The sequence below is a fragment of the Desulfovibrio sp. An276 genome, from assembly GCF_002159665.1.
In the GTDB taxonomy this organism is placed as follows: domain Bacteria; phylum Desulfobacterota; class Desulfovibrionia; order Desulfovibrionales; family Desulfovibrionaceae; genus Desulfovibrio; species Desulfovibrio faecigallinarum.
Map to the genome: position 1 here is coordinate 77,399 of NZ_NFJC01000002.1, position 25,916 is coordinate 103,314.

At 54.6% G+C, this 25,916-nt stretch carries 20 protein-coding genes; 15 read left to right on the plus strand and 5 right to left on the minus strand.

Features of this window, described 5'->3' with window-relative positions; all coding sequences use genetic code 11:
• Positions 1–176: 176 nt before the first annotated feature.
• The 7 genes from zorA (at position 177) to B5F76_RS02400 (ending at position 10,965) form a co-directional block, all read left to right on the plus strand.
• The gene (zorA, locus tag B5F76_RS02360) at positions 177–2,036 is read left to right on the plus strand and encodes an anti-phage ZorAB system protein ZorA (RefSeq protein WP_144268366.1); all 1,860 of its coding nucleotides are present in this window, start codon (positions 177–179) and stop codon (positions 2,034–2,036) included.
• Positions 2,037–2,056: 20 nt separating this feature from the next.
• Positions 2,057–2,800 (plus strand): OmpA/MotB family protein, encoded by a 744-nt coding sequence (locus tag B5F76_RS02365; RefSeq protein WP_087350481.1) that lies wholly within the window; start codon positions 2,057–2,059, stop codon positions 2,798–2,800.
• A 3-nt stretch (positions 2,801–2,803) separates the two neighbouring features.
• A complete protein-coding gene (locus B5F76_RS02370) occupies positions 2,804–4,270 on the plus strand; it encodes an EH signature domain-containing protein (protein ID WP_087350484.1) in 1,467 nt (488 codons plus the stop codon).
• A gap of 3 nt (positions 4,271–4,273) precedes the next feature.
• Positions 4,274–7,735 carry an SNF2-related protein gene (locus tag B5F76_RS02375; RefSeq protein WP_087350487.1) on the plus strand — a complete coding sequence of 1,154 codons (3,462 nt, stop codon included), beginning with the start codon at positions 4,274–4,276 and terminating at the stop codon, positions 7,733–7,735.
• A 732-nt stretch (positions 7,736–8,467) separates the two neighbouring features.
• Positions 8,468–8,776 (plus strand): hypothetical protein, encoded by a 309-nt coding sequence (locus B5F76_RS02390; protein ID WP_087350497.1) that lies wholly within the window; start codon positions 8,468–8,470, stop codon positions 8,774–8,776.
• 42 nt (positions 8,777–8,818) lie between these two features.
• Positions 8,819–10,123: a PqqD family protein gene (locus B5F76_RS02395; RefSeq protein ID WP_087350500.1), complete on the plus strand. Its 1,305-nt coding sequence runs from the start codon at positions 8,819–8,821 to the stop codon at positions 10,121–10,123.
• A gap of 362 nt (positions 10,124–10,485) precedes the next feature.
• Positions 10,486–10,965, plus strand: a complete 480-nt coding sequence (locus B5F76_RS02400; RefSeq protein ID WP_087350504.1) for a hypothetical protein — start codon at positions 10,486–10,488, stop codon at positions 10,963–10,965.
• A 277-nt stretch (positions 10,966–11,242) separates the two neighbouring features.
• Here B5F76_RS02400 and B5F76_RS02405 read toward each other — a convergent pair whose 3' ends face one another.
• The 3 genes from B5F76_RS02405 to B5F76_RS02415 all read right to left on the minus strand — a co-directional run bounded on the left by B5F76_RS02405 (position 11,243) and on the right by B5F76_RS02415 (position 17,771).
• A complete protein-coding gene (locus tag B5F76_RS02405) occupies positions 11,243–15,016 on the minus strand; it encodes an AAA family ATPase (RefSeq protein WP_087350507.1) in 3,774 nt (1,257 codons plus the stop codon).
• Positions 15,017–15,091: 75 nt separating this feature from the next.
• Complete coding sequence (locus B5F76_RS02410; protein WP_087350509.1) at positions 15,092–16,486, minus strand: hypothetical protein; 1,395 nt, start codon at positions 16,484–16,486, stop codon at positions 15,092–15,094.
• 10 nt (positions 16,487–16,496) lie between these two features.
• Positions 16,497–17,771 carry an exonuclease SbcCD subunit D C-terminal domain-containing protein gene (locus B5F76_RS02415; RefSeq protein WP_162608636.1) on the minus strand — a complete coding sequence of 425 codons (1,275 nt, stop codon included), beginning with the start codon at positions 17,769–17,771 and terminating at the stop codon, positions 16,497–16,499.
• Between the two features lie 162 nt (positions 17,772–17,933).
• On the opposite strand from B5F76_RS02415, the gene B5F76_RS02420 reads away from it, so the two are divergent.
• The 6 genes from B5F76_RS02420 (at position 17,934) to B5F76_RS02440 (ending at position 21,613) form a co-directional block, all read left to right on the plus strand.
• Positions 17,934–18,554, plus strand: coding sequence for a nucleotidyltransferase family protein (locus tag B5F76_RS02420; protein ID WP_162608637.1), 621 nt, complete (start codon positions 17,934–17,936; stop codon positions 18,552–18,554).
• Between the two features lie 336 nt (positions 18,555–18,890).
• The gene (locus tag B5F76_RS02425; protein ID WP_087350518.1) at positions 18,891–19,217 is read left to right on the plus strand and encodes a hypothetical protein; all 327 of its coding nucleotides are present in this window, start codon (positions 18,891–18,893) and stop codon (positions 19,215–19,217) included.
• Between the two features lie 101 nt (positions 19,218–19,318).
• On the plus strand, positions 19,319–19,900 hold the full coding sequence (locus tag B5F76_RS02430; RefSeq protein WP_087350521.1) for a Spy/CpxP family protein refolding chaperone: 582 nt from the start codon (positions 19,319–19,321) through the stop codon (positions 19,898–19,900).
• Positions 19,901–20,034: 134 nt separating this feature from the next.
• Positions 20,035–21,081, plus strand: coding sequence for a DUF1848 domain-containing protein (locus tag B5F76_RS02435; protein WP_204218296.1), 1,047 nt, complete (start codon positions 20,035–20,037; stop codon positions 21,079–21,081).
• Positions 21,082–21,188: 107 nt separating this feature from the next.
• Positions 21,189–21,326, plus strand: coding sequence for a hypothetical protein (locus B5F76_RS14740; protein WP_162608638.1), 138 nt, complete (start codon positions 21,189–21,191; stop codon positions 21,324–21,326).
• 101 nt (positions 21,327–21,427) lie between these two features.
• A complete protein-coding gene (locus tag B5F76_RS02440; protein WP_087350524.1) occupies positions 21,428–21,613 on the plus strand; it encodes a hypothetical protein in 186 nt (61 codons plus the stop codon).
• A 369-nt stretch (positions 21,614–21,982) separates the two neighbouring features.
• Here B5F76_RS02440 and B5F76_RS02445 read toward each other — a convergent pair whose 3' ends face one another.
• Positions 21,983–23,194 carry a diaminopropionate ammonia-lyase gene (locus B5F76_RS02445; protein ID WP_087350527.1) on the minus strand — a complete coding sequence of 404 codons (1,212 nt, stop codon included), beginning with the start codon at positions 23,192–23,194 and terminating at the stop codon, positions 21,983–21,985.
• 91 nt (positions 23,195–23,285) lie between these two features.
• On the minus strand, positions 23,286–23,864 hold the full coding sequence (locus tag B5F76_RS02450) for a GNAT family N-acetyltransferase (protein WP_144268367.1): 579 nt from the start codon (positions 23,862–23,864) through the stop codon (positions 23,286–23,288).
• Positions 23,865–24,700: 836 nt separating this feature from the next.
• Between B5F76_RS02450 and B5F76_RS02455 the strand changes: the two genes are divergently transcribed.
• On the plus strand, positions 24,701–25,243 hold the full coding sequence (locus B5F76_RS02455; RefSeq protein WP_087350533.1) for a hypothetical protein: 543 nt from the start codon (positions 24,701–24,703) through the stop codon (positions 25,241–25,243).
• A gap of 403 nt (positions 25,244–25,646) precedes the next feature.
• Positions 25,647–25,904 (plus strand): FeoB-associated Cys-rich membrane protein, encoded by a 258-nt coding sequence (locus B5F76_RS02460; RefSeq protein ID WP_087350536.1) that lies wholly within the window; start codon positions 25,647–25,649, stop codon positions 25,902–25,904.
• Positions 25,905–25,916 lie beyond the last annotated feature (12 nt).

Below are 25,916 nucleotides of genomic sequence, written 5' to 3' on the forward strand. Positions count from 1 at the left end.
TATTTGTTCTTTTTTGTATAATAATACAGTATAGCTATCGAAAAAAAATCCTTAATTTTCGGCATAGAAGCTCTTTAATATAAAATATGAAAGTATAAATTTTTTATTTATAGAACGTTTAATAAATCAATATGTCACAAATATAAAACTTAATATATTTTGAGGTTATATTCCATATGGATTTTTCACCTTTATCATTTATTGAAGGATTATTTTCTGTATTTGAAAAATTATCCGAAAAAATATGGCCTGGTTTGGATACAATAAAAAATTTATCACCTGATTCACCTATTACAGACCTTACAAATGCAGTAACAATGGTTTTTATCCTTGTTACAGTGCTAATGTTTTTTGTTTTTATTGGGTCATATCTTTTTATTTCTGCTAGATACATGAAGAACTTGAATAATATCAGGATTTCATTGGACACAATAAATAGTGAAAGCTCTCCATTTGAAATACGAAAGGAGCTTGGAAAGAATAATGAACTCAAAAACTTTTCAGATTCACTGATTGAACAAGGTGGAAAACTTTATCTGAGTCAAGATATAGACTACTATATCAATGAAACTTCCCTGGCTCCGTCCATTCTCTGTTCACGCTTCTTTCCTCTTGGCGCAGCCCTGCTGACAGGTATTGGCGTGCTCGGAACGTTTGTGGGCTTGCTTCTTGGACTCAACGGACTGAACCTTGATGGCGATATGAAGGATCTCCAGGAACAGATACGTATCATTGCCGAGGGCGCGTCCGTCGCTTTTGCCACTTCTGTTGTTGGTGTGTCCTGCAGTCTCGCGCTCAACATCTTTGAAAAGGGTGTCGCTGCCCGTGCTGCTGTCCATTTGCGCAAATTGCAGCAAAGGCTGTCAGAATTGTTTTCGCCCTTCCCCGTCATGGGTGTTTTTGCCGACATTCGCAAGACAAACAGGGATTCGTCCGACCTTCTCGGTTCCCTTGCCGAACAGATTGGCAACAACATGCAGCGTTCCCTGGACTCCTTCATGCAATCACTGTTTGAACGCATGGCAACGAACATGATGGAATCGTCCGAAAGATTGAGCAAGGCAATCGGGCAGACAGTGGAGCTGAGCCTGAGCAATACACTTGTGCCTGCTGTAGACCGTATGTCTAAGGTTACGCAGGAAATTGCCATGATGCAGGCGCATAGTTCGGAAAATGCTCTGGGAAAACTCTTGAGCGAGTTCATTGGGCATGTAGGGAAGAAAGGTGACGAACAGAGAATGGCCATGGAGAATGCCACGCAGGAATTTCAGGACACCATCCAGAAGTTCTCATCGTCCATGACGGAAATGATGTCTTCACTGCGCGACCTACAGAAATCGCTGCTTTCGTCTCAGGATGAAAGGGCTCATCAGCTTGAGGATCAAATGAAGAGCGTCTTCGAGCAACAGTCGACTGCGATGGCTACTATGACCACGATGATTGAGGGGCATGTCAAATCAACCCAATCCCTGCTTGAACAGGGCAGCACGCTGCAAAAGAACATCAACAACGATCAAAATGCTCTGACAGTGCTTGGGCACTCCCTGGAATCAAGTACCAGAGATCTTGTCAATGCAGGAACATCTCTGCAGAAATTCTCTGAAAATATTAATAAGAGTATAGAAAAAAGTGCTGAAACAGTAAATATAACTGCTGATCTATATCGCTCTCTCGATGCTTCTCATCGTTCAACGACAGAAGAACTGCACAATGTTCTTGATGGCTTGTCTGCTGTTAATCAGGGGCTTGTCATTGTCACAAGTAATATGAAAAATTCCGTACAGGTAGCAGCTATTAGCTATGAAAGCCTTGCAAAGCATTATCAGGAATTGCAAAATGCATTGCGTGCACATATCTATGAACTTGATAATCTTGTAAAGGAACTTATGAAAAACTATGGAATTCAGGTTCAGTCGCAAATGAATGAAAGAATGCGGGAGTGGAATAACCAAACGAAAAACTTCTGCCAAAGCATGATCAATGCTGTACAGACAATTAACGAAATTGTAGATGCCATGGACATGAAGAGAAGATAATCTAGAACAGGAGCTTCAAAATGTCCTTATTATTTCAACACAAGACAAAATCTGCTCCTCATGTAGAAAACCCATACTGGATGTCATTTTCTGATATGATGTCTGGTATGCTTATAATATTTATTCTTGTTTGTATTGCTTTGCTCTATAAATTATCTCAAATAGAGCATGATGTTAATAAAAAAATATATGAGCTTAATGATCCAATAAAAACAAGAACAATTATTTTAAAAGATATAGAAAAAGAACTTTCATCTTTAAAACCTAAAATAAAAGTAATTATCACTGAAAATGATTCAGTGTTACGTATTCCTGATACTACATTTGATTTTAATACTGGTGAATATAAGATTAAAGAAGAACTAAAACAAACTGCTGAAAGAATAGGCCGCGCATTATATATAGCTATTAAAAAAGACGAACGATGGAAATCTCTGGAAACTGTTTTTATAGAAGGACATGCTGACGAACGTAATGCTCCAAATTTTCGAAACAATAATTGGGATTTGTCAACTATGCGAGCAATTGAACTGTGGAGGTTTTGGATGGAAAAGACAGATTACGGAGTTGAGCTCAGTAATTTCGAGAATGAAAAAAATGAAAAATTGTTTTCTGTCAGTGGTTATGCTGCAACAAGACCTATTGTGAAGAATGCCAGCGATAATGACGAACATCGCCAAAATAGACGTATTGATATTCGTTTTACGACAAAACAACCTATTAATGAAATGAACGATATTATTGATAATCTTAAGAGGAAGTAAATAATGCTGGAAAACTTCTCCTTTCCTGCTTTGCAAATTGTAGACATTGCTACAGAGCAGACAGGGCTTTTCTTTGACAAGCTCTCTCATAAACTCGAAGGCATGTGCAAGAACATGGGAAAGGGAGCCCTCTTCCAGAAAAGGAAAACAGAGCTGATCAACGCTGCACAGAATCGCCGTTCCGTCAGGGCTGTCATGAAATCCCCGAACTACATCAGACCCATCATCGATCTCTGGACGTCCGATCTAGCCTTTTGCAGGGCCGCTCCTCCGGGCAGTGAGCTTCTTGGCCATATCTCGTTTCTTGCAGGCACAACTCCTCGGCGCCGTCTGACACGTTTGGCGCTCAGGGAACTTTGCGTGCTCTTTTTTGTCAGATATGATGAGTTGCCAGGTACCGGACTGATGGGGCAGATGCTTGTCCGTCAGCTCTCCCTGTATAACCCTTCCGAGCTCATGTACGGCCTTGACAAGCTCATTGACTGCAAACAGCTGTTCAATGAAAATGGACACGAATATCTTGCATCAATTGTCTTAAACAGCAATAGAACTGTTCTTGATGTTGCTCAAAGTTATGGTATTCCCACAGACAATTCCTGTTTTGTCCAGCGAACCATGCAGGCTTATTACATAAAAAAACTTGAATCTCTTCCAGTTAATGCAAATGATCCGCTGCTGGACGAAGTCAGGAAAAGAGAATTATGCAACCAGTATGTCAACAGTTCCTTGCGCCTTGGACATAGGGTCATGCAGATCCTCATTGACAAGCTGAGTGCGGAACGGCAAAAGCCAAATGAGCTGTGGATGGATACAATCCTCGCCATTGGCGGTGATCCTCGTGTTCCTATGGCTGCTAATGGCTTGTGGTGGGGTGAACTGAAGGAAGAACAAAAGCAGCGCATGATCGAATGGCTCTCGGAAATGGATCTCAGGATCTTCCTGCAGATATGCCGGGACTATGTTGCCGGATCGGATCGAGAGGATTTGGCACGCATGTATCCAGCGCGCGAGTTGTTCCTGAATGGCCTGTTCAAAAAGAAGGTTATTCGCAGCACGCGCCTTTTCCTTGGCTACAATGTACAGCAATTTGTCGCGCGTTCGCTGCAAGGGAAAAACCCACCCTATTCCACAAGAATAAGCGATGCTTCAGATCTTGCCATCTTCTATCTGGATCTTGGCAATGCCCATATTGTGGAGGGGTCATTCAGCTTTACAATCAAGATTATGGATCGCGTTCCGCCCAAATCCGTGCTGACAGGCTATCATATCCAAATCCACAGCCGCCAATTGCGCACGATGCTGCAAATACAGTACGAGGAAGCCTTTCCTGCCAGTACAAACCTGACCAGCCTTCGGCATGACCCCAGGGGAAAATGGAAGAAGAAGGCAGTCATGGCCCTGCGCTCCCTGGGTGTTCCCATTGTCGACTCGGATGTTATCTCAAGCGAAGAATTTGCCAGAATGTGGTAGGCTATGCTGGATTTTATCGCACGTCTCTTTCGCAAGGCCGACGAAGAAAAGGCCTCGGGCTATGTTTGGCGCAACACGGGATTCGGGCTTGCCTTCTCCCTGCCCCAGGGCAGGAAGAGGCCTGTCTTCATGGACAGCCTTCCCGCGTATCAGTACACCCTGCTTCAACAGATGGCAGAAGCCGGTGCTGCGAAATCCGGAGACGGGGAATTCCATATCGAGTCGGACGTGCTTTGCCAACTGGACGAGAATACCCGCGACATTCTCACCCTTCCCCCTCGGTGGCCGGGAAAAATGGAGCTCGATGTTCAGGGAACAACAAAATCCGGAATGTCCGTGTCCCTGAAGCTGCTCCCTCCCCTGGGAATGGAACCTGTCAGCTACGATCTCTCAGGACCCATCATAGCCACCAGCGACGGTGAACAGTATCTTCCGGCTGAAGCCCAGTGGCAGGCCCTGCACGCTGTGCAGAGCTTCTCGGCCATTGCCCCGGAGATGCGCACGGAGACGGACAACCTGCGTATTGTCTACGAGCTGCAAAAGGCCAGGGAAAAAGGCCTCGCCATTGATCTGCGCAGGTTCAGCACCCTGTCGGTGACGATGCCGGACCACGTCGGAGTCTCAGCAATTGAAAATCCCGACGGCAGCATTCGGCTGGTTCCGGATTTCGGGGACGGTGTCCCCACAGGTGAAATCGAGGCCAGGCTTGGTCAGCTGGAGAACGGGGAAAGCGGCTCCATACGTGTCGGCAATACCATCCTGCTTCTGGACGAGCGGCGACTCAATGCCGTGCACGAGATCCTCTCCTCGCGCATTATCTCCAGAACGGAAAAATACCGCTTCTTCACGACCCCTACTGCCTACCTGGATGCGGCCCTTGTGGATCTAGACATGGGCTTTTCCTTGCGCATGCACGGAATGGAGGTTTTCAGGAAGGCCTATTTTGGCGCGACCGAGCCTTCCGAACTTTCTTGGTTCGGGGAGACAGAGCAGAATCCGGACCTTGTCTTTCTGCCCGCCTGCGCGCAGCTTGTGAAAACGCAGGAGGATCTTGACGCCCTGAAGAGCGGTGTCCGTGAGGCGCAGGCACAGGGCAAGGACGCCATGACCTTCAAGGACATGACAGTGCTTCTTCCCTCCTCCGGGGAGGAAACGCAGGCCGTTCTGGAGCAGATTGAAAAGAAGTTCTGGGAAAGTCAGGAAGCTGCAGGCAAGCCGGAAAAGCCGAAGGAAGAGGAAAAGGCCAGGCCGGTACAGATATCCGTGAGCATTGACCTGCACGACGAGGAGCAGCCGGAGCAGGTGGAGAGCCCGGAACAGACTGTCTCCTATCCGGGGGAACTCTACACGGAAGAGCTGAAATACGTTTTCAAGCCCTACCAGGAAGAGGGAACACGCTGGATACTCGGTCTGATGGCGCCTCATCTGCAGGAAAGACGGACAGGCGAAGAACAGTCGGGCGGGCTTCTTGCCGACGACATGGGGCTTGGCAAGACGTTCATGGTGCTTGCCGCTCTCAATGTCTACTGCCATGTTGCCCAGGACAGGGACAATCTGAAGCCGGTTCTGGCAGTCATGCCTGTCGTGCTGCTCGAAAACTGGAAGGCAGAGATAGAGAAGGTCTTTGCTGCTTCGCCCTTCAGGGACATTGTAGTCCTGCAGGCTGGCAGCGATCTTCCAAAGTATCGCCGAGAGAACATGGGCAGGGAAACAGAGGCTCGTGACGAGGACGACATGCCCTCGCTTTCTGCCATGCGCTATTCCCTGAAGGTTGGCAGTCACTTCGGATCGGAAAGACTCGATATGCCAGGCCGCTTGGTCCTGACGAATTACGATACTTTGCGCGACTACCAGTTTTCCTTAAGCCTGGTCGATTGGGGCTGCGTCATCTTTGACGAGGCTCAGGAAATCAAGAACCCCAATGCGCTCAAGTCCAGGGCAGCCAAGGCGCTCAGGGCCGATTTTCGCCTTGCCGTCACTGGCACTCCTGTCGAGAACAGCCTCATAGACTTCTGGTCTCTGTACGACACGGTGCTTCCCGGCCTTTTGGGATCGTTCCAGGATTTCAACCGCACCTACGAGATCCCGATTCGCAAGGCCGTCACACAGGAAGACAGGGATGCGGTCAGGGGGAGCGTGGGAAGGCAGTTGCGCACAAGGGTCGGCCAGTACATGCTGCGCAGGACCAAGGAAGAAAAGCTCGAGGGGCTGCCCAGGAAGATTGTCCACGACGGAGAAGTGGAGAGGCAGTACTGCGCCATGATGTCCGGCAGGCAGCTGGATGTGTACAACAGTATTGTCGCAAAGGTGGCAGTAGCCAAAGCCAGCGGTGATGTAGACGAGATCCGCGCCATCCTGTTGCCCAGCCTGCGCAAGCTCCAGAGTGTCTCGCTCCACCCGGCACTTCTTGACGGCGAACCCTGGGCTGTTGACCAAGAGAGGGTATGCGATGTGCTGCGGGAATCGGCAAAGCTTTCCCTGTTGCTTGATATTCTGAACGAAATCCGGGACCGCAATGAAAAGGTCATCATCTTTGTCATCAACAAGGCCCTGCAACGCTTTCTGGCCATTGCCCTTGGGCAGCTCTACCGCCTTGAAATTTCCATAGTCAACGGCGAGACGCGGGCTGTCGCTACAGGCAGCGGCAGGGGCAGCAAAAGCCGCATGGAGCTCATCCGCGACTTTGAAAGCCGCGAGGGCTTCCAGATTATCTGCATGTCGCCCCTTGCTGCGGGCGTGGGAATCACCGTCACGGGCGCCAACAACGTCGTTCATCTGGAACGGCACTGGAATCCTGCCCGCGAGGCTCAGGCTACGGACAGGGTGTACCGCATCGGCGCCACACGCGACGTGCATGTCTATCTGCCACTGCTCCTGCACCCGACGCTCAAGTCTTTCGACGCAAATCTCAACGAGCTTTTGCGCCGAAAGGTGGACCTCAAGGACGCTGTGGTGACTGTGGAAGATGTCCAGAGCTCGGATTTCGACAGCAGGAGCATGTTTGACACCGATATGGTCACAGGCAACGTGGATCCGGGATGGCTGGACTCCATAAGCTGGACATACTTCGAGGCGCTGGTCGCTGCCATAGCGGCACGCAAGTTCGGAGGAACGGTCTATCTGACGCAGCGCACCGGAGATCACGGGGCAGACGTCATCGTTCTGGGAGACAAAAATGGTGTTGCCATCGAGTGCAAGCGGTCGCGGCGCCCCTTTGGCAGAAGCGACGCTGCCTGTGCGCCCTACACGGCTTGCAGGGAATACAGCGAACGCTACGGCAAGCCCTTTGACACGGCCATTCTGGCAGTGAACGCGCCTTCGGTGGAGAGCAATGTGACAGAGAGGGCAAAGACCCTCAATGTCACAATCTGGGACAAGACCTATCTTGCGGAGTGCCTTGCGCACATGGAGATCCCATTTGCGGAACTCGAAACCCGGATGCAGGAAGCACGGCTTGCGATCTGAGTGCTACTTCTTTGCATGTCTGTTCATCACGCAGGCTTCACAAGGGCATATCACGATCCCATGGAAAAGGTGTCCAGAAAATGGGTTACGACCAGGTAAAAGCGACTCTCCAATGTGAGAGGAGCAGCACAAAGGCAAGGCGGGATGCCAATGCTGTGAGGATTGCTATACGAGAAATCTGGCCGCAGGGCCCATTGTCAGCAACCCTCAAAAGCATTCGGCAGCGCTACAGAGAGCAGCCATTTGGGATTCGAGAGGTACAAGTTATGGACAACGCTACTATTATTGGAATTTCCATGACCATCCTTTCCATTATTGCGTTCATTGTCTATAGGAAGGGATGGATCAAGTAGCAGGTGGAGGGTAATGACGCCGTGCCGGAAGCGGTGCAGGGCATTAGCTTCCCTGGGCGTGGAGCAAGGACTGATTGCAAATTGTACACTCCTGCCCTGTCTTGTGAAAGACATGATAAAGGGCAGACGAAAAAAAAGCCAGTTGCAGGACGATAGCTTTTGCTGGCATGACTTGTGCAAGTTGTTGGGTACAGATCCTTTCAGGTTTTTTCTGCTTGGCAGATTGTACTGGAAAAATCCGCCAGAGCCTGCTAGAAAAAACAAGAGCCTCATACAACACAAACTATGCCAGGCAGGAGGCAGTGCCCCTGCCAGAACCATGTAACCGACAATCAAGGAGGCGACCCGGTCCGGGTATTCCGGAAGGGCTGAACATATCATGACAGAGAGCCAGAACAATACTGAGAGAAAAGAGGCACTGCGCAGGCAGCGCCGTGCCCTGCTCGCGGGCCTTGCCCTTGCCGGTGTGGCCTACATGGCGCCAGGCATCGTGACCGTCAACGAGGCCCAGGCCCATTCCCACTACACCAGACCCAGCAGACGCTCGCGTCCCTCGCGCCCTTCTCGCAGATCCCGCCCGTCCAGGTACAGTCGCGGCAGCCGCTACAGCCGCTACACAGGCCCCACCCATCCGAGCCGCTATGGCAGGAGATACGGTGACGGTCGCTACGGTGGCTACGGAAGATAGTCTCTTGCGGCACCGGGATATTCCCGGTGCCCGATTTTTTGCATGAACAACGCAACGACGAGGCAGGACCTGCTTTTTGAGGGGCTGCCCGGTCCCGTGCGCCTTGTCCTTCCAGCAGAAGAGATGGAGGATGTGTACGGGCAGTATGCGCTCTGGCCCCACGCATGTGTCTCTCCAAAGGGGGAGCCGCTTCTTCTCCTGCGCCCTGAAGGGGAGAACGAGGACTTTTCGGCGAACGTCGAGGTCGACGGGGACGGCCCCTATATTCTTGAGAAGGATCCCACCCTCGATTTTGGCGTGCGCAGGGAAGAGAGCCTTGCCGCTGGCCTCTGCAGCCTCAACATCGCCATGGTGACCCACTTGTGCCGAAGCCGGGGACTGCTTTGCCTGCACGGGGCCCTTTTGAGCCCTGACAGTGAAAACAGCGACGAGGCGTCTTCGGGCCTGCTCATCCTTGGGAACAACCGCGCTGGCAAGAGCACCCTCACCGTGCGCCTCATGGCCGAGGGTCTTGTCAGCCACGGTGACGACATGCTGGGCCTTGAACCCGAAGGAACCATGATTGCCCTGGGGATAGCTCCAAGGCTGCGCCTTCCCCTGCCTGCGTCCGCAAGGCTTGCGGACTTTGTGGCGAAGCACCGTGGGACAGGCGATGAGCGGGCGACCTTCCTTGTCCCCAATGCGGCCATCATGTCCCCCTTCGGGACACGCTGCAGGGCAGGTCATATCGTTGTTCTGGAACGAAGGGCGGAAGAAATGCCCGCAAGGCTTGTACGGCTTGAGCCAGCCGAGGCCCTGGATGAGCTGGTCTTCCGCTTCTATTTGCAGGAGGGGACTGCGCTTTCGGCCCTTGAGTGCGCAACGCGCCTCGCAAGCACTGTACCCTGCCATGTCCTTGTCTACAGCGATGTCGATGAGGCCTGCGCCCTGCTTGCAAGCCTTCTGGCAGGCGAGGATATCGAAAGCGCAACACTCTCCGAAGGCCCCTGCAAGCACCCTCCTCCTTCCTACTCTCTTTCCCGCCTTAAGGAAGAAGACAACGAGGGGGCACAGTCCCCGGAACTGCCCCAGATTCTTCCGGAGCAGGAATACCGCCAGTGTGAGGGGACAGAACTTGTGACGCGCCTTGGCAAGAGCTTCCTTGTGCACCGCGAGCAAAGCGCCCTCCACGCCCTGAACGAGACAGGCCGCGTTCTCTGGCTCATGCTCGCGGATCCATTGAGCGTGGCAGAGGCGAGCCTCCTTGTGCGGGAGGCCTACCCCATGATTTCAAGAGCGCAAATCGAGGAAGACGTGTGCAATCTTTTTGCGGACCTTCTGGACGCTGGGCTCATAGAACCAGCCTGATCCGCTGGGTACAAGCCCCCCTGCCCCTTGTCGCAGCCAGAGTGCATGGAGACCATCCCATTGGCCCGGGACTTTCTGTGAAACAACGGCCAGCACACCTATTGAGCAGTGAAGTCACCTCTTGTTTCATTGATAGGGGTGTGTCTGAAGACACATGGGGCGTTAGTGCAAGCAGTTTGAGGACAGATACTGTAGTTTTGGTCTTCACGCCAGTCTTTTCGCTTGACACTCGATATTCACTGCCGTCAATTTTGAGATATGCGTACTATGTTGGGGAGAGTGTCCAGAGATCATTTACTTTTTTTCAGCAGCTTGTGTAGTTTCAAGGTCCGATCGATGTATAAATCACAAGGAGAAACACTATGAGATTATTCGCTGCCCTGTTTGTAGCAATGGCTATTCTTTTTGGTGGTACACAGGCTAATGCCAAAAATTATGCTACAATAATAAACTTCCAAAATCCTGGAAAAAAGTACTTATCGTGTGAGTTCAGTTACCGGAAAATTACGAATAACGTAATTGTTTATTACGAAAATCCGGTAGATAGATTTTTCCAGCCAAAAGATAATATAAAAATATCTTCAAATGTTGGAGAAATAAAGATTATCTCTGAAACTGCGTTTAAACTTGATGATTTGACTATTGAGTACAAAAACAACAGATTTTATCTTGATGGTAGTGTTGTTGTAAAAAACAACAATAAAAATGTAATTACACTAACAACAAAGAATGGTAGCAATATATCAGTAAGAAGTGAAGCAATTGTGATAAGCAAGAAGGGGTATAATTTGACTGTACAAATTGATAGAGAAATGGAGACAATTAGTTTCTTTATTGACTAATTTTGCTGCCATACATTACCAAAGCCCCATGTGCTGAAGATTGAAATGCGCATGGGGCTTGTTCTTTGGTGCGCCCGGCATGGTGACTGGGAGGTGCAAGACCTCTGAGGGCCCGGCAGCGGGAACCCCGAGCCGAAAGACAAGGGATTTGTCGCAAGGCAAGTTCTGAAGGAAGTTTTGGAACGTGCCTTGCGACAGCCGCCATGGCCCGTCTTTCGCGTTCAAGGTCTTCCATGTTTGGCATGTGTTCTTCCCGAGGGCTCGATTTCCCTCAATTCTAGCCCTTGCCGCAGCCTGGGCCGGACAGCGTGGAGACGCCGTCCGCCCCGCGGCTCAATACTATCTGCGTGTCCACCCGCTCCTGCAGGGCCTCCACGTGGGAGATGATGCCGATAAGGCCTGTTCCCCTGCCCCTCAGGGCAGCCAGGGTGTTGATGGCCCCGTCCAGAGTCTCGGGATCCAGGGTGCCGAAGCCCTCGTCCAGGAACATGGTCTCGATGCGCATGCGCCCCCCGGACAGATGGGCAAGCCCCAGGGCCAGGGCAAGGCTCACGAGAAAGGTCTCGCCACCGCTCAGGTTGCGGATGGAGCGCTGCTCGTTGCCCTGATAGGTGTCGATGACGTTGAACTCCAGGGCGTTTTGCGGATCGGTTGTGAGCAGATAGCGGTCCGTGAGGCTCTTCATCTCCGTATTGGCGCAAGCAACCAGGCGTGCGAAGGTCACGCTCTGGGCAAAGCGGCGAAACTTCGCACCGTCCGCGGAGCCTATGAGGCTGCTCAGATCCTGCCACTGGCAGGCTATGCTCCTCTGGTTTTCGAGTGCGCGAAGCTCGTTTTCCCTGCGTGCCCGCTCCCTTGCGTCGTGCTCAAGCTGCTCTGAGATGACGCCGATAGTTTGCTGCAGGGTATTGCGCTCCTGTGAAAGCTGCGCAAGGCTCTCTTCAAGGCCTTCCTTTTGTGTCTCGGCGGCAAGGCGTGCCTCGTCCCCCTGCATGTGTTCCGCAAGAGCCCTTTCGCAGTCGCCAAAGCTGGCAGTAGCCCGTGTCAGGGTGTCCCTGGCCTTCTCCACAGCCTCCCTGGCAAGCCTTGCCCTTTTCTCGTCAAGGCGTGCGGCAATGAGTGCCTCGCGCGAGGCAAAGCCCTGTGCAGCAAGGCCCTCGGCAAGGCTTGCAAGGCTCTTTTCAAGCTCCTTTTGGGCTCGCTTGGCCTCTTCAGCGAGGGCCTTGCCCTTGGTCCTTGCGGAAACAAGGTCGGTTTGCGCCTGCGTCTCGTTTGAGATTGCGCTCTCAAGCGCCTTCTTTGCCCTGGTCACAGCGTCACGCAGCCTCTTTTCCTCTGCGCCTGGATCCTTGTCGCCAAAAAGCTCCTTCCTGTCCCCATCCAGGGCCGCATGCTGGCTCTTGAGGGCGTCAAGGCCCTCGTCAATGCCTTTGAGGTGCTTTTCGTTTTCGGCAATGCTTGTGGCAAGAGTCGCCATATTCTTCTCGATGCCGGCTCTCTCCTCCTCTCCTGTCTTTTGGCTTTGTTCGAGATTCTGACGCAGGGCAAGCCTCTTGTGCAGGGTTTGGGAGACAGTGCCATTTTCAAGATCATTCCTGCCAAGGCCATAGGGATCGAGCGTCTTGATCATGCCTTCCCACGCAGACCTGAATTCCTCGCGCAGGTTTTCTGCGCGGGTCTTCTGCTCGGCTTCCTGGCTGACAAGGCCGTCCTGGGCCACGCGGGCGCTGTCCCGCTCTCCAGTGACCTTCGCAAGGGCTATGGCAGACTTTTCCTGCTCCTTTTCGGTCTTTTGCAGGGCCTTTTCCAGTTCCTCTGCTTTGCGCACAGTGGCGGCTGCATCCCTTGCAAGACGCTCCATGTTCTTCCTTGCTGCATCCCACATATCCGCGAGTTCGGGGTTTGGCTCGGGCGCAGGATCCTTCTGTGTGAGTGCCTTCGTCTGCGCGCAAAGATCCTCCAGGCTGGGAAAGTCCGGAAATTCTGCAAGCACTTTCGCAAGGCCGGGGATGGGGGCCAGCTGTTCTGCTAGGGCTTTTTTGCGCCTGTCTACGTTCTCAAGCCCCTTTTGCACATCCGCCTCAAGGCGCGCGGAAAGGTCCCCTGCAGCGCGAATGTCCTGCAGGAGTTTTTGTTCCTCCCCTGTTTCCTTCTCAAGCTTTGCCCTGGCTCCGGCAAGCTCCCTGTCGTCCACAAAGTCCATGCCCACACCGCTGGCCCAGGGGTGCTCAAGGGCTCCGCAGCAGGGGCAGGGCTCGCCTTTTTTAAGGCCAGCCCTGTGCTGTTCAAGACTTTGGATGGCTGCCTTGAGGCGCAGGTTTTTCTCAAGAGCCTGCACATATGCCTCCGCCTGTTCGCGAGAAGCAGATTTTTGCGGAAGATGCGCGGAAAGCTCCTTCTCCCTTGCCTCACTGGACTGAAGCTCGTCTCTGGTTTCGCGAAGTGCCTTTGTGGAGGCAAGGTACTCTCCAAGGCTTTCCCCGACCCTGGCCAGTGCCAGGGCAAGTTTCCCAAGGCCCCGCTCGGTCTCGCGAAGCTCCTGCAAATCTTTAGCCCCTGCAAGGCAGGCCAAAAGATCTGCATTTGCCTTCTCGCGCTCGGCGGCAAGGCGCTCGCGCTCACCTTGCGCCCTTGTCACCATTGTCTCAAGCCTTGCAAGCTCCTTCTCCCTTTTGGCCCTTTCCTTCCCAAGCTTGGACAGGGCATTTTGTTCGTCGGAAAGGGCTTTTGCCTGGGCCTTAAGGGCATCGAGGCTCTGGTCAATGGCCCGGATGTCGCCTGCAAGACTTGCGTCGTGCGCGGTATTTTTCAGTTCTTCGGCCACCCTGGCCAAGGTGACAAGGCAGGCCTCCTGCTTCTTGTGAAGCTCCTCGTCCTTCTTGCCAAGATCTGTTCCCCTCTTGCGTATCTCCTCCCGTTCCTTCTCGCGCTGTTTTTGCTGATCCTGAACCGTGGCAAGACTCGCGTCGAGCTCGCGCACCCTGGCAAGGGTGGGCAAGGCTTTGTTGAAGGCCTCTTCGGCCCTGTCGGCAGTCTCTTTAAGAGCGCCCACTTTCTCGGAGGCCTCAAGGGCCTTTTTTTCAAGGTCTGGCAGGGTGCCCTCGTGTCTTGCAAGCTCATTCGCAAGGCGATGCACGCTTGCCTCGTTCTTGCTCACGGCAAAAAGAGGCGCGTCAAGGGTTGCGGCCTTCGCGTCCAGGGCAAGGAGATCCCTTTCCCTTGCGCATTGCCTGTCCATCTCCCCGGCCCTTGCAAGCTCTTCCCTTGCCCTTGCAAGGGAGGTTTCGAGGGTTTCTTTCGTGGTCATCCAGGAAAGCAGGCGTCCCTTTTCCAAAAGCTCCTTTTCGGTGCCGGAAAGGGCCCTTTTCGTTTCCTCAAGCTGGGCTTTGCGCTCTTCCCTTTCCTCGCCCGTGAGAATCTGTATGCCCTCAAGGCGGCTTTTCAGGGTTGCGTAGATCTCGTTTTCGGCCTTTGCCCGCTCGAAGGTGCTTTTGGATATGCGGCTGTAGATCTCCGTTCCCGTGATCTGTTCGAGAATGGTTGTGCGATCGCCGGAAGATGCCTGCAGGAATTTGGCAAACTGCCCCTGGGCCAGCAGCATGGAGCGGGTGAACTGCTCGAAATTCATGCCCGTGGTCTCTTCGACCAGGGAGCGGACAGTGCTGACCCTGGTCTCTGCCTTGCCAGGGGTTGCGTAGTCCTCGAATTCGCACTCCGGGGGCTGCAGCTTGCGGCCGGCCTTTTTGTACGCTCGTATCTGCGCCCAGCGCACGCGATAGCGCCCCTTGTCCGTGGAATAGACGACCTCGGAAAAACACGAGCCTGTGTGGCGTGTCATGACCTCGTTGCTCGACTGGCTGATTTTGGCAAGCCTCGGGGTCTGGCCGTAGAGGGCAAGGCAAATGGCATCAAGGAGCGTGGACTTGCCTGAGCCAGTGGGGCCCGTGATGAGAAAGAGCCCGGAATCCAGAAGTGCCGGGTCCTCCAGGTCCAGGGACCAGGTGCCGCGAAGGCTGTTGATATTGCAAAATCTCAGTTTTTCTATGCGCATGGTTTTACCCGCATGTTTTTCCGTGGGCTATGACAGCGAGGGCATTGTCCCGAATATGCAAGGGTCCCTCGTGAACTAGCCCTGCTTTTGGGAAGCGGCGTTGGGCAGGGGCATGTCCCTGAACTCTTCGGGAATCTCGTCCGGGTTCATGAAGCTCGGAATATAGCCATCCAAAAGTCTCTCAAGGAGCATCCCGTGCATCGTAAGGTTGAGCATGGACATCCCGTCCTCATCCAGATTGGCCATATCTTCCGCAATCTCCACTGCTCTGCACAGTACGGCTGTTTCGAGGTAGCTTTTCATGCGGCATATGTGGCGGGCATAGTCCAGGGAGCGGAAGTTTTTGGGAAATTCCCCTGTCTTGTCACAAGCCTCTTTCTTCCCTTCTTCAGCGGGATTGTCCAGGGCCCAGTCGAAGACTGCGTCCTCACGTTCCGTAAGGATGGCGTGAAGGGCCTTTGCGGAAAGGCTGGCAAACTTGTTGACCCTCGAAGACAGGGGAGCAGCGGAAGCGAGGATAACGCGGTATTGTGCCTTCACGGCAGCAAGGCTTTCCGCATCAAGCCTGCCTTCCTTCCAGTTCTGCATGGCCTTTTGCAGAAGATCCGCAATCTGACCGCACCAGGGCTCGTTTGCCTCGCGCAGGCACTTTTGAAGATCGTCCTGCAAAATCCTGTGCCTGCAGGGGAAATCCAAAAGGGCCCCTGAAACGCCGTGCACGGCAAGCCCTCCCAAACGCGGCAAAATACCCATGGTCTCCATTGCCTCGCGCCCGTTTTCGGGATGGGCCATGTAGAGCGTGTAGATGGGGCTTTGGGCAGTGTAAAGGAAGCAGCGCCTGCCGCCCATGCGCATGGGACGGCTTGTGAATTGCACGCGCTCCTCTTGCGACAGTTTGTACACAAGCCACTGCTCGAAACCATCCAGTTTGCCGGCAGCCTCGGCAAGGAAATCTTCCACAACAGAGGGCTGTATGAAAAAGCCGGCCATGTTTCCAAAGAAGGTTGCGACCTGCTCCGGAGTCAGGGAGAAGCTCAAAAGCGTCAGGAGCGCGAATTTTTTGAAATTGCTGCTGTAGGTTATGCTCGGTTCGGTGAGCAGGGCCGGGTATTCCGCGATGATATAGTGCCCTGTTTTCCTGTTTTGGTAGACGGTCATATTGTATTCCGTCTTGTGCACGCCTTTTTCCGTGATGTCGACGTAGTACCCGGTATAGAGCTCGTCGCATTTCGTGTAGCCCTCCGGGACAGAATCAGGCTCTATGAGCTTGACCTCGTCCACATCATCAATGAAACCGTAGTGTTCCCTGCCAATTGACGATGTGATTGAGGTGCGTCTGCCCTTGCCGCCCTTTTTCCTGCGGCGCGCCCTGGGGCCTTGGCCGGAACCGATCTGTTCCCTGATGCCTTTGCCGAGAAGCTCAAAGAGCCCGGAAAATTCCATGGTATTGTCGGATGCGTTCTGCCCCATTGCTGTCCTCCTATGCCCTTGCTCCCTGTCCTGTTTCTTGCGTACTGTCTTCCAAAAGAGTGTCCAGGCCCGAGACAATCTCGTCAAAGAGAGTGTTCAGCACTGCCTTCTGCCCTTCTTCTATGTTGTTTGCTGAAAGGCACATGTTGAAGATGTCCTTTGGACTGTACTCATCGAGCTTTTTGTCGACACCAGCGGCCTTGTCGGCAAGCGGAGCGGAAAGGTCGCGCACGCGCAATATGTCAAGTCCTTCGGCTGCGGCGAAGATGCGCTCCTTTCTTCCCTCCAGAGGATCCGTGCCCGTGTAGTTCACCTCGACCCAGGAGCCCGGATGTGTGGTCCCAAGCACGCGAAGTTCCCTTTCTATTTTCTTCGCGTCCCCCTCGACCTGGAAAAGCTCGCGAAAGACGGGAACGTCCAGAAGGCGCATGGCAAGGGGCCATTCTTCCTGGTCCGGCTCGCTTCCCATGGCAGGGCTCCAGGGCTCGATGTCGAGCAGCACAACCTGCTTGTTGGCCTTCTCCCCAAAGCTCATGGGAAGGACGGAACCGCTGTAGCGCACCCTCTCGGACCCCACCCTTTGCGGGGTGTGGATGTGGCCGAGCGCCATGTAGCAAAAGCCCTTTGCAAAGGATGCGTCCACGGCACCAAGTGTTCCCACTGTGAGGCCCGTTTCGCCATCCTGCATGGAGCTTCCGCTGGCAAAAAGATGTCCCATGCCCACAATGGGACAGGGATGTGCAAGGCTCTTTGCTCTTTCCCTGGCCCTTGCAAGGACGTCGCGGTAGTGGCGATCTATTCCTGCGCAAAGCTCCCTTGCGCGCTCCTCGGGATTTTGCCCGAAGGAGCTTTTGCGCACATCGCGGTCGCGCAGAAAGGGAACTGCGCAGACAATGAGGGAAGGTGCGCCTTTTTCGTCGTCAAGGACAAGGACTTCCCGCTCGATTGCGCCGTCTTTTGCGCAGCCCAGGATGTGGATGCCGTCGTGGGCAAGGTAGCCCGCGGGCGCGTTCAGGTGGGAGGGGGAATCGTGGTTGCCGCCGGTGATGACTACGTGGCGGCAGGGGGTATCGTGCAGGGAGCGCAGAAAGTCGAAGTAGACTGCCACTGCCCCGTTGGAGGGCGAGGGGGTGTCGAAGATGTCGCCGCTTGCGAGCAGGACATCCACCCTTTCCTCCCGTATGGTGTTGGCAAGCCAGGCAAAGAAGGCCTTGTGTTCGTCAAGACGGCTCTTTTCGCACAGGTCTGCTCCGATATGCCAGTCGGACGTGTGCAGGACGCGCATGTACTCTCCTTTTGGATTCGGGCTTAATTTGTCCCTCTTGTATCCGAGCGCGCCCATATCTGGCAAGCTTGCCAAGGAGCCTTGCGCAAAGTCGGCGCATGACCCTATCATGGCTCATGGGCGATATCGGGCACAAGCATGCCTGTCCCCAGGGGAGAAATCATGCGCAACACTCATGTAGCAGTTCTTGTCCTTGCGGCCGGCTTTTCCACCCGCATGAAGGCCTTCAAGCCCCTTTTGCCACTGGGAAGCGACAGAACCATACTTGCCAGGATAGCTCGCCTCTGGCAGGCCTGCGGGGTGAAGGATATTGTGGTTGTGAGCGGCCACAGGGCCCATGATGTCGAAAAAGAGGCAGAGAGCCTCGGATGCCTTATTGTGCGCAACCCTAGACCAGAAGAGGGCATGTTCTCCTCCGTGCAGACTGGCCTGAACTTTTGCCTGCAAAGGCTTTTTCACGTGGACTGGCTTGCCGTGCACCCTGTGGACATTCCTCTGATTGCGCAGGGGACTCTGGAAATTTTGTGCGAGCGCGCAAGGACAAGCACTGCACCTTGCCTTGTGCCGGTCTTTGACGGACAGGGAGGACACCCGCCCCTGCTTGGGCGAAGGGTGTGGGGGAGCATTGCTGCCTACACGGGTGACGGGGGGCTCAAACAAGCCATGCAGGGCCTTGCAAGGGAGGATGTGCCGGTAGAAGACAGCTATCTCGACACGGACCTCGACAGGCCCGAAGACTACGAAAGGGCCAGGGCGCTGCTTTCGGGCCCTCTCGGTGACTGATTTTTGTACACCCCGAAAAAAATGCGCAAGGATGAGGTATCTTTTTGCGATCAGTGTGTCTTTTGGGATGGCAGGGAGGGAGGCGGCTCATCCGGAACAGGTTTTTGGCCCCAATGGACAAGGGGCTTGAGCCATGATTGCCCCATGGTGTCAACAAAGTGCCCACCCCCAGGGCCCTGGCTGTTTGCGCAAGGCCAGGGAAAATTTCGCAAGGCGCTGAATTTTTGGGGAAACACGAAAGCTGGAAACAAATGGCACGTGATATGCATTGTTCATGTCAGACTTGGGCAAAAGCCAGGGTACACACCCTGCCCCAACCAATATAAGGAGTACGCCATGAAAGCCAGAACACCGGCATTGTTGCTCGCAGCGGGGATGCTCTCCTCGGCACTGCTTATGGCCGGCACAGACACGGCTCAGGCAGCACCCGTTTCCGACAACGGGTTTGTGCAGCTTGCAGAACGGCATCCGGGTCCCCCTCCGGGACATGTGCGCAAGGCTCCACCGCCTCCGCCCAAAAAGATGCACAAGACTCCCCCTCCGCCGCCGAAGCACGATATGAGGCGCCCGGGGCCTCCCCCGAAACACATGGCTCCCCCGCCGCCAAGGCACGACCGTCCCGGTCCTCCGCCCAGGCACGACGGGCGTCCGGGCCCCAGATAGTGGAACAGATATAGCATGATACCAGCCGGGCGGAGGCCAAAAATCCTCCGCCCGACACAAAAAACACAATCAAGACATCCAGATACAGAGGAGAAAACACCATGGCCTTCAGCAAAAAGCTTCTCATCGCACCCGCACTCGCAGCCGGCCTGCTCGGCGCAGGACTTCTTGGCAGCGCCACCACGGCCGAGGCCTGGCACGGCGGCTACGGCTGCAATGGCCCTCGGGGCGGTTACGACTGCTACAACTACGGCCCCGGCTGCCGCGGCTGGGACGACGATGGACGCTGGCATCGCGGCTGGCACGGCGGATGGCACCGTGGCAACTGTCCCTACTACTACGATGAGGAAAGGTACGGCGACAGGGATGACAGGGACTACAGGGACGAGGGTCCCCGCGGCTACTACCGTGATCGCGACTGGGATGATGAAGGCCCCAGGTTCACCCCCGAACAGCGCAAGACCCTGGAAAAGCTGGTGGACGACTTCAACGCCAAGGCAGAGCCTTTGCGTGACCAGCTCTTTGTGAAGCGCTCAGAGCTGCGCGCCCTGGAAAATTCCACCAACGCCGATCAGGCTGCAGTGGAAAAGACTGCCCGCGAGTTCCTGGATTTGCGCAACCAGCTGCGTGACCTCCACGACAAGCTCGTGCAGGACATGGAAAAGGCAGGCCTCTACAGATAGAAGCTTTTGAGGCTCAAAAAGCAAACAAAGGGGAGATCCGCGTGGGTCTCCTTTTTTTTTGGGGCTTCAAGGGACTTGTCCGGCCCCTGGGAGAGGGGTAGATTTTGGGAACAGTTCGTGAACAGCAATCTCCCATGCAACTCCTTTGGAAGGCCAGGGCCATGTCACTGATTGAGTACACATCCATCCGCACGGAAGATGGCCAGACAGTGCGGGCCAGGGCCCCGCTCGTGATCTCGGCTAGCAGGCGCACAGACATCCCCGCCTTCCATGCGGACTGGTTTTTTGCAAGGCTTGCCAAAGGCTACCTTGCCACCGTGAACCCCTTCAACGGGGCACGATCGTACGTCTCCTTCGAGCGCACGCGCTTTGTTGTCTTCTGGTCCAAGAATCCCCGCCCGCTTGAGCGCTATCTGCCCCTTTTGCGGGAGAAGGGAATCGGCTGCCTTGTGCAGTACACCCTGAACGACTACGAGGAGGACGGCCTTGAAAGGGTGCCGGAGCTGGGCTTCAGGCTTGAGACCTTCAGACAACTTTCGAGTGAGCTTGGCAGGGATGCTGTGGTCTGGCGCTTCGATCCCCTGCTGCTCACAAAGACTGTGTCCGTGGAGACGCTTCTTGCAAGGATACTCGCGCTCGGGGACATTCTGAAGGACTGGACAAAACGCCTTGTCTTTTCCTTTGCGGACATTGCCACCTACCGCAAGGTGCGAAACAACCTTGCACGCTTCGGTGTAGCCTATCGGGAGTGGAGTGAGGAAGAGATGCGGGAATTTGCCAAAAGGCTTGCGGAACTGAATCGCGAGCGCAGCTGGAACCTGGAGCTTGCGACATGTGGCGAGGAGGTGGACCTTTCTGCATACGGCATTGGGCACGGCCGCTGCATAGACCCGGAACTTGTCGCGCGCCTGGCATCCGGCGACAAGGATCTTTTGCGGGGCATGGGGCAAGGGCCTGCACTTCCAGGTATCACGCCTCCTCCCCTTTCTGCGGCACGCAAGGACAGGGGACAGCGGCCCTCGTGCGGGTGCATGCAGGCAGTGGACGTCGGAGAGTACAACACCTGCCCGCACTTGTGCCGCTACTGCTACGCCAACACCTCGGAAAAATCCGTTCTTGCCAATTTCGCGCACCACAGGGAGCACCCAGAGGCTCCGATGCTTGTGTGGAAAGGCGAGTGAAGAGCTGCGTTTCACAGCATTGGAATGTGGAAAAGTTGCGAACGCAGTAAAATGGATCGACCATTTTGCAAACTGTGAATATACTTTTTTGCAAGGAGGATAAGCTCATGACCTCAATCACTTTTGATACGCTTGCCTACAGCAAGAAGCTGACTAAGCTGGGCTTCACCCAGGAGCAGGCTGAAGGCTTCCCAGGCTTGCCCGGGAGCAAAATGAGGTCAACAACGCTGAACTCCAAAAGCTGAAGGCCGAAATCGTAGAAGGCGTTCAAGCCAAACTAAACACCAGGGACAAGCCGGACGACTCCGAACGAAGCAAGCTCGCTACCAAGAGCGATGTTGCTGACGTGCGCCTTGAGGTCGGAAAGGTTCGTGGAGAGGTCGAAAAGGTTTGTGGAGAAATCGAAAAGCTTCGCGGCGAAACCAAGTCCAGGGAAACACGCCTCATCCTCTGGGTGGGCGGTATCATTGGTACAGTATTCATCGGCCTTGTTGGTGTCATGGCCAAGGGCTTTGACTGGCTTGGCTTCTGACCGGGACGAAACTACAATTCACAGGCTCTCTTCGGAGGGCCTTTTTGTTGTTCTGAAGGGCAGACCATGACATCACGAGCAGCATCGGGGGCTGGCTCCGACACAGACTTAAGCCCCCCCTGCCCACTTGCTCGCTAGGCTGAGGCAGGGGACAAAAAATCCTCTTTCGCGAGGCCTGGACGGGAAAGCATTGCCGCAGGGAGGATCCGAGGCTAGACCCCCGTCTGCTACAAAAGACCAGACCTCGACGAAAGAGGATATGTGTATCGGAAGGGGATGCAATGTCATACCGGATTGGTTTTGTCCAGCATTATTTGCCCCTTCGCCGTATTTTTTCCTGTCGCGCGCCCTTTCTTTGGCGCACAAGGGCTATTGCTCCATGGAGAGAACCTTGCGGTAGTTCTCGGGATCCGTAGCGCCCTCGGTGTTGACGAGGAGCACCTGGGAGCGGGGGCCAAGGCCAAGAACCTTGCGCAGTTCCACCTTGTCGTCGTCCTGCATGAGGCCGTGCAGAACACCCAGGGTGACTGCCCCGGACTCGCCGGACTCGATGGCAGTGTCATTGCCCACGGGATGGGCGTAGACACGCATGCCGCAGGCGTAGGCATCGTCCTCGCAGGTGAGATAGAAGGATGCGCAGCGCCGCAGGATATCCCAGGCCTGGGTGGAGGGCGTGCCGCAGCACAAGCCTGCCATCATGCTGGTCATGGGCGTGTCCACCTTCTGCAGCGTGGTCTTGCCCTCGCGCGCAGTGCGGTAGAGGCAGTCCGCGCTGGCTGGCTCCACAATGACAATGGTGATGCGGGGCCACAGGGAAAGGAGGCTTGCGGCAATGGCAGCGGCAAAGCTGCCCACGCCTGCCTGCAGGAAAACGTGGGTGGGCTCGAAGCTTGCGTCCGCCTGGGAAACAAGCTCGTGCACGATGGTCGTATAGCCCTGCATGATGCGCAGGGGGATTTCCTCGTAGCCCTCGAAGCTTGTGTCCTGCACAAGGACGCAGTTTTCCCTGGTGGCCCTGTCGGCTGCAAGCTGTACGCACTCGTCGTAGGAGAGATCCGTGACCAGGACCTCTGCGCCTTCCTTGCGGATGTTGTCGATGCGGGCCTGCACAGTGCCCTTGGGCACAATGACCACGGCCTTGTGGCCCAGCATGCGGGCGGCCCAGGCAAGGCCCCTGCCGTGGTTGCCGTCGGTTGCGGTCATGAAGGTGAGTTCGCCAAGGACCTTCTTGTCGGCAAAGCGGATGAGCGTGGAAAAGTCCAGACCGTGGGCAGTGCCGAGGAGGGATTCAAGGCCGACGAGCCTTGCAATGTAGGCAGCCACGGCAAAGGAGGAGCCGAGGCATTTGAAGGCGTTGAGGCCAAAGCGCTTGGACTCGTCCTTGACAAAGATACCGCCGAGGCCGTCCTGGCTCGCCAGATCCTTTAAGGAAACAAGGGGTGTTGCTGCATAGCCGGGAAGACTCTGGTGGAAGGCGAAGGGTCTGTCCGAGGCATAGTAGGAAAGCTTTTTGGCAAGCGGAGACACGTTCACTCTGGCCGGTGTGGCAGCGAGAACCTTGGCAATGGAAAAGCAGGGCATTGAGAATTTCCTTGGGATAGACAGGGGTTGTGGCAAGAAGTCTTGCCAAAAGCGGCCTTGCTTGAAGGAAGCGGCCCTTGAGCAAGGTGGGTTAGAGAGTTGTGTACATGATGTGTCGCACAAGACCTGCGTACTTGGGTCTTGTGTGGTATACCGTTAGCCCAAGACTTGCAAGCATGGCGAGACTTGCCGTGTTGTCTGGGGCTACAGTGGCAAAAAGATGTTTCTTGTCTGCAGCCCTTGCCTTCTCGACAAGGCGCTTTGCCATGATACGGGCAAGCCCCCTGCCCCGAAACGCGGGGTGCACGGCAACGCTTTCGAGATGCGCAACAAGGGAGAGATCCCCTCTCGCAAGGTTTGCGTCAAGGCCAAGGTTGTCCGCATCCTGTGCGCCTGGAAAGCGCAGAAGAAAGTAGCCGGCAACAGGGGCTGGCTCTCCTTCCCCGGACTCCAGGGTCACATATTCCGCATCGACCCTTGCAGACAAGGTGTCGATCTGGTCGCCGACCGCAAGGACGAGCGTTCCGCCCTTGGCAAGGGTGTCTGCAAAGAAATCCAGGGTGTCCGGCCAGAACAGGGACTGGTCCGGCATGGAGCGGTGGACCAGGTCCTGCAGGGCAAGAGCCTTCTCAAGGAGAATCCCTGGAGCTGTGACGTCAAGATAGCGCATGGCAAAAGGACAAAGGATTGAGGGTGCATGAGGCAAGGTCGCGAACGGCAGGCCCTTTTCTGGCGGGCGCTCGCAATGGCAGTACACAAAGTGACACAACTTTTTTCCCTGTCAACCGTCACAGGAATGAAACTGGCCGGCAGCGGCCGGGAAGCCTGGGCCAAAAAAAGCATTTTGTGCAGGATCGGGACAAGAAATCCCGGGCAATGGAGGGGAGTTGGAACATGAGCCTCAAAAAAGACACGCTTTTTGCCACAATTTGGGCAAGATATGTGGGTGTCAAAAAAATTTTCAGATGCGCCCCTGGACCATGATGCATGCCTATTTTTTTGACACCAGGGACGGTCAGGCGCAGGTGTGAAAAGTGGGCTTTCGGGGAAAGCCGAAGTAAAAATCTGTAAAATCAATATGTTACTTTGAAAACACTGAAAATGGCACGGCTCTTGCTTATTTGTTTGCGTGTGTGAGTAGCCCCTCAGAAGCTCCCATATCTGAGGAGAAAAGTTTGGGCGGGGAAATCTCCTTCCCCGCCCCGACCAAGGGGGCACGAAGGACACCACCAAATACGACAAAAGCCGCAAGGCGTTTTCATATACAGCCAGACAAGCCTCAACCAAGCCATCAACCATACTCTCTCCAAACAGCTTCCAAAACCCTCCTAACCCATCGAAACCGCCGAAATGCCCATCGGCGGTTTTTGCTTTTTTGGATGAAGAAAACAGGCAAGAAAACGGCCGCAATGGGCATGGATACCGAAAAGCAAGGCACTATCTTGTTTCTGTTTCCTGCAGACCGGCTTCGTCTGGCTGTATGGCCTGCAGGGCAAGGAGGAAAACATGCCGAGAAGATATCTTGCGAGAAATGAGGAACAGGGCCCCAAAATGCCCCTTGCAAGCGCCATCAGGGCCTCAGGCTCGCGCGAATTCTGGGTCATCACCCTGGCCAACCTGCTTGTCATGACAAGCTGCTACCTTGTCTTTGTGGTGACTGCAGCCTACGTGCGGGAAACCTGGCACACAAGCTTGAGTGTTACAGGCCTTGCGGTGGGCGTTATGATCATGGGCTGTCTTGTCGGACGTTTTGTGAGCGGCAACCTCGTCTCCCTTCTGGGCTGCAGAAAGGGATCTGTCAGGCCCTGCCAGCCTCTATTTTCTGGCCTATGGCATAGCCACATCGCAAGCAGACCTCTCGCGGGCCGCATCTTCGACAGATGTGGCGAGAATGTGCTCCCTGTGCCCATCTTCTGCCTGATGCCGTGGCACTCTTTCTTCTTGCCCAGGCGCACAGCGGAGCGGTGCTGCTTCTTTCGGGGCTGTTCCTTGGGCTTGGCTTTGGCAACTTCCAGTCCGTGGGCCAGGCAGTATCACTTGCCATGGTGACACGATCGCGCTTTGCACAAGCAACAACCACCTACTTCATTCTCCTGGATCTCGGCGTTGGCGCAGGCCCCTGGCTTTTCGGACACCTTGTGTCTGCCTTTGGCTTCGGGGCATGTATATGGCCCTTTCCGCAACGACACTCGCAGCGTTCGTGCTCTACTATCTTGTCCACGGCAGAAAGCTGCGCTTTGTCCGTCAGTAGCAGGCATTACGCAAGCGCGAAAAAACATGGGGGCCACGATCCACAGTCCTGGATCGTGGCCCCCTTTGTGTATGTCAGAGGCAGGGAAAAAATCCCTGCCAGATTTTTGTGAACTCACCCTATTTGCCTTCCCAGAGCCACTTTCAGAGATTCTTCGCGCTTGGATCGCAAGGATTTCGGGATTTTTCATACTAAAAGACTTTGACAACGAATTTCATTTCCTCTATAGACAGGGGCTGCAGGGTTTGGGGTCACTCCATCCCCGCCAAGGACACCTTCGAGGTACGCATCATGTCACAGGACATCATAGTCGGCATCATCATCCTTCTGGCTCTGGTCTTTCTTGTTCGCAATTTCCGCAAGAAGTTCAAAAGCAAGTCGTGCGACTGCTGCGGCTCGGGGTCTTCCTGCGGCTGCAAGGCAACCGGCAAGCCCGTGTGTCACTGCAACGACAAGTGAGACAGGGCAAGG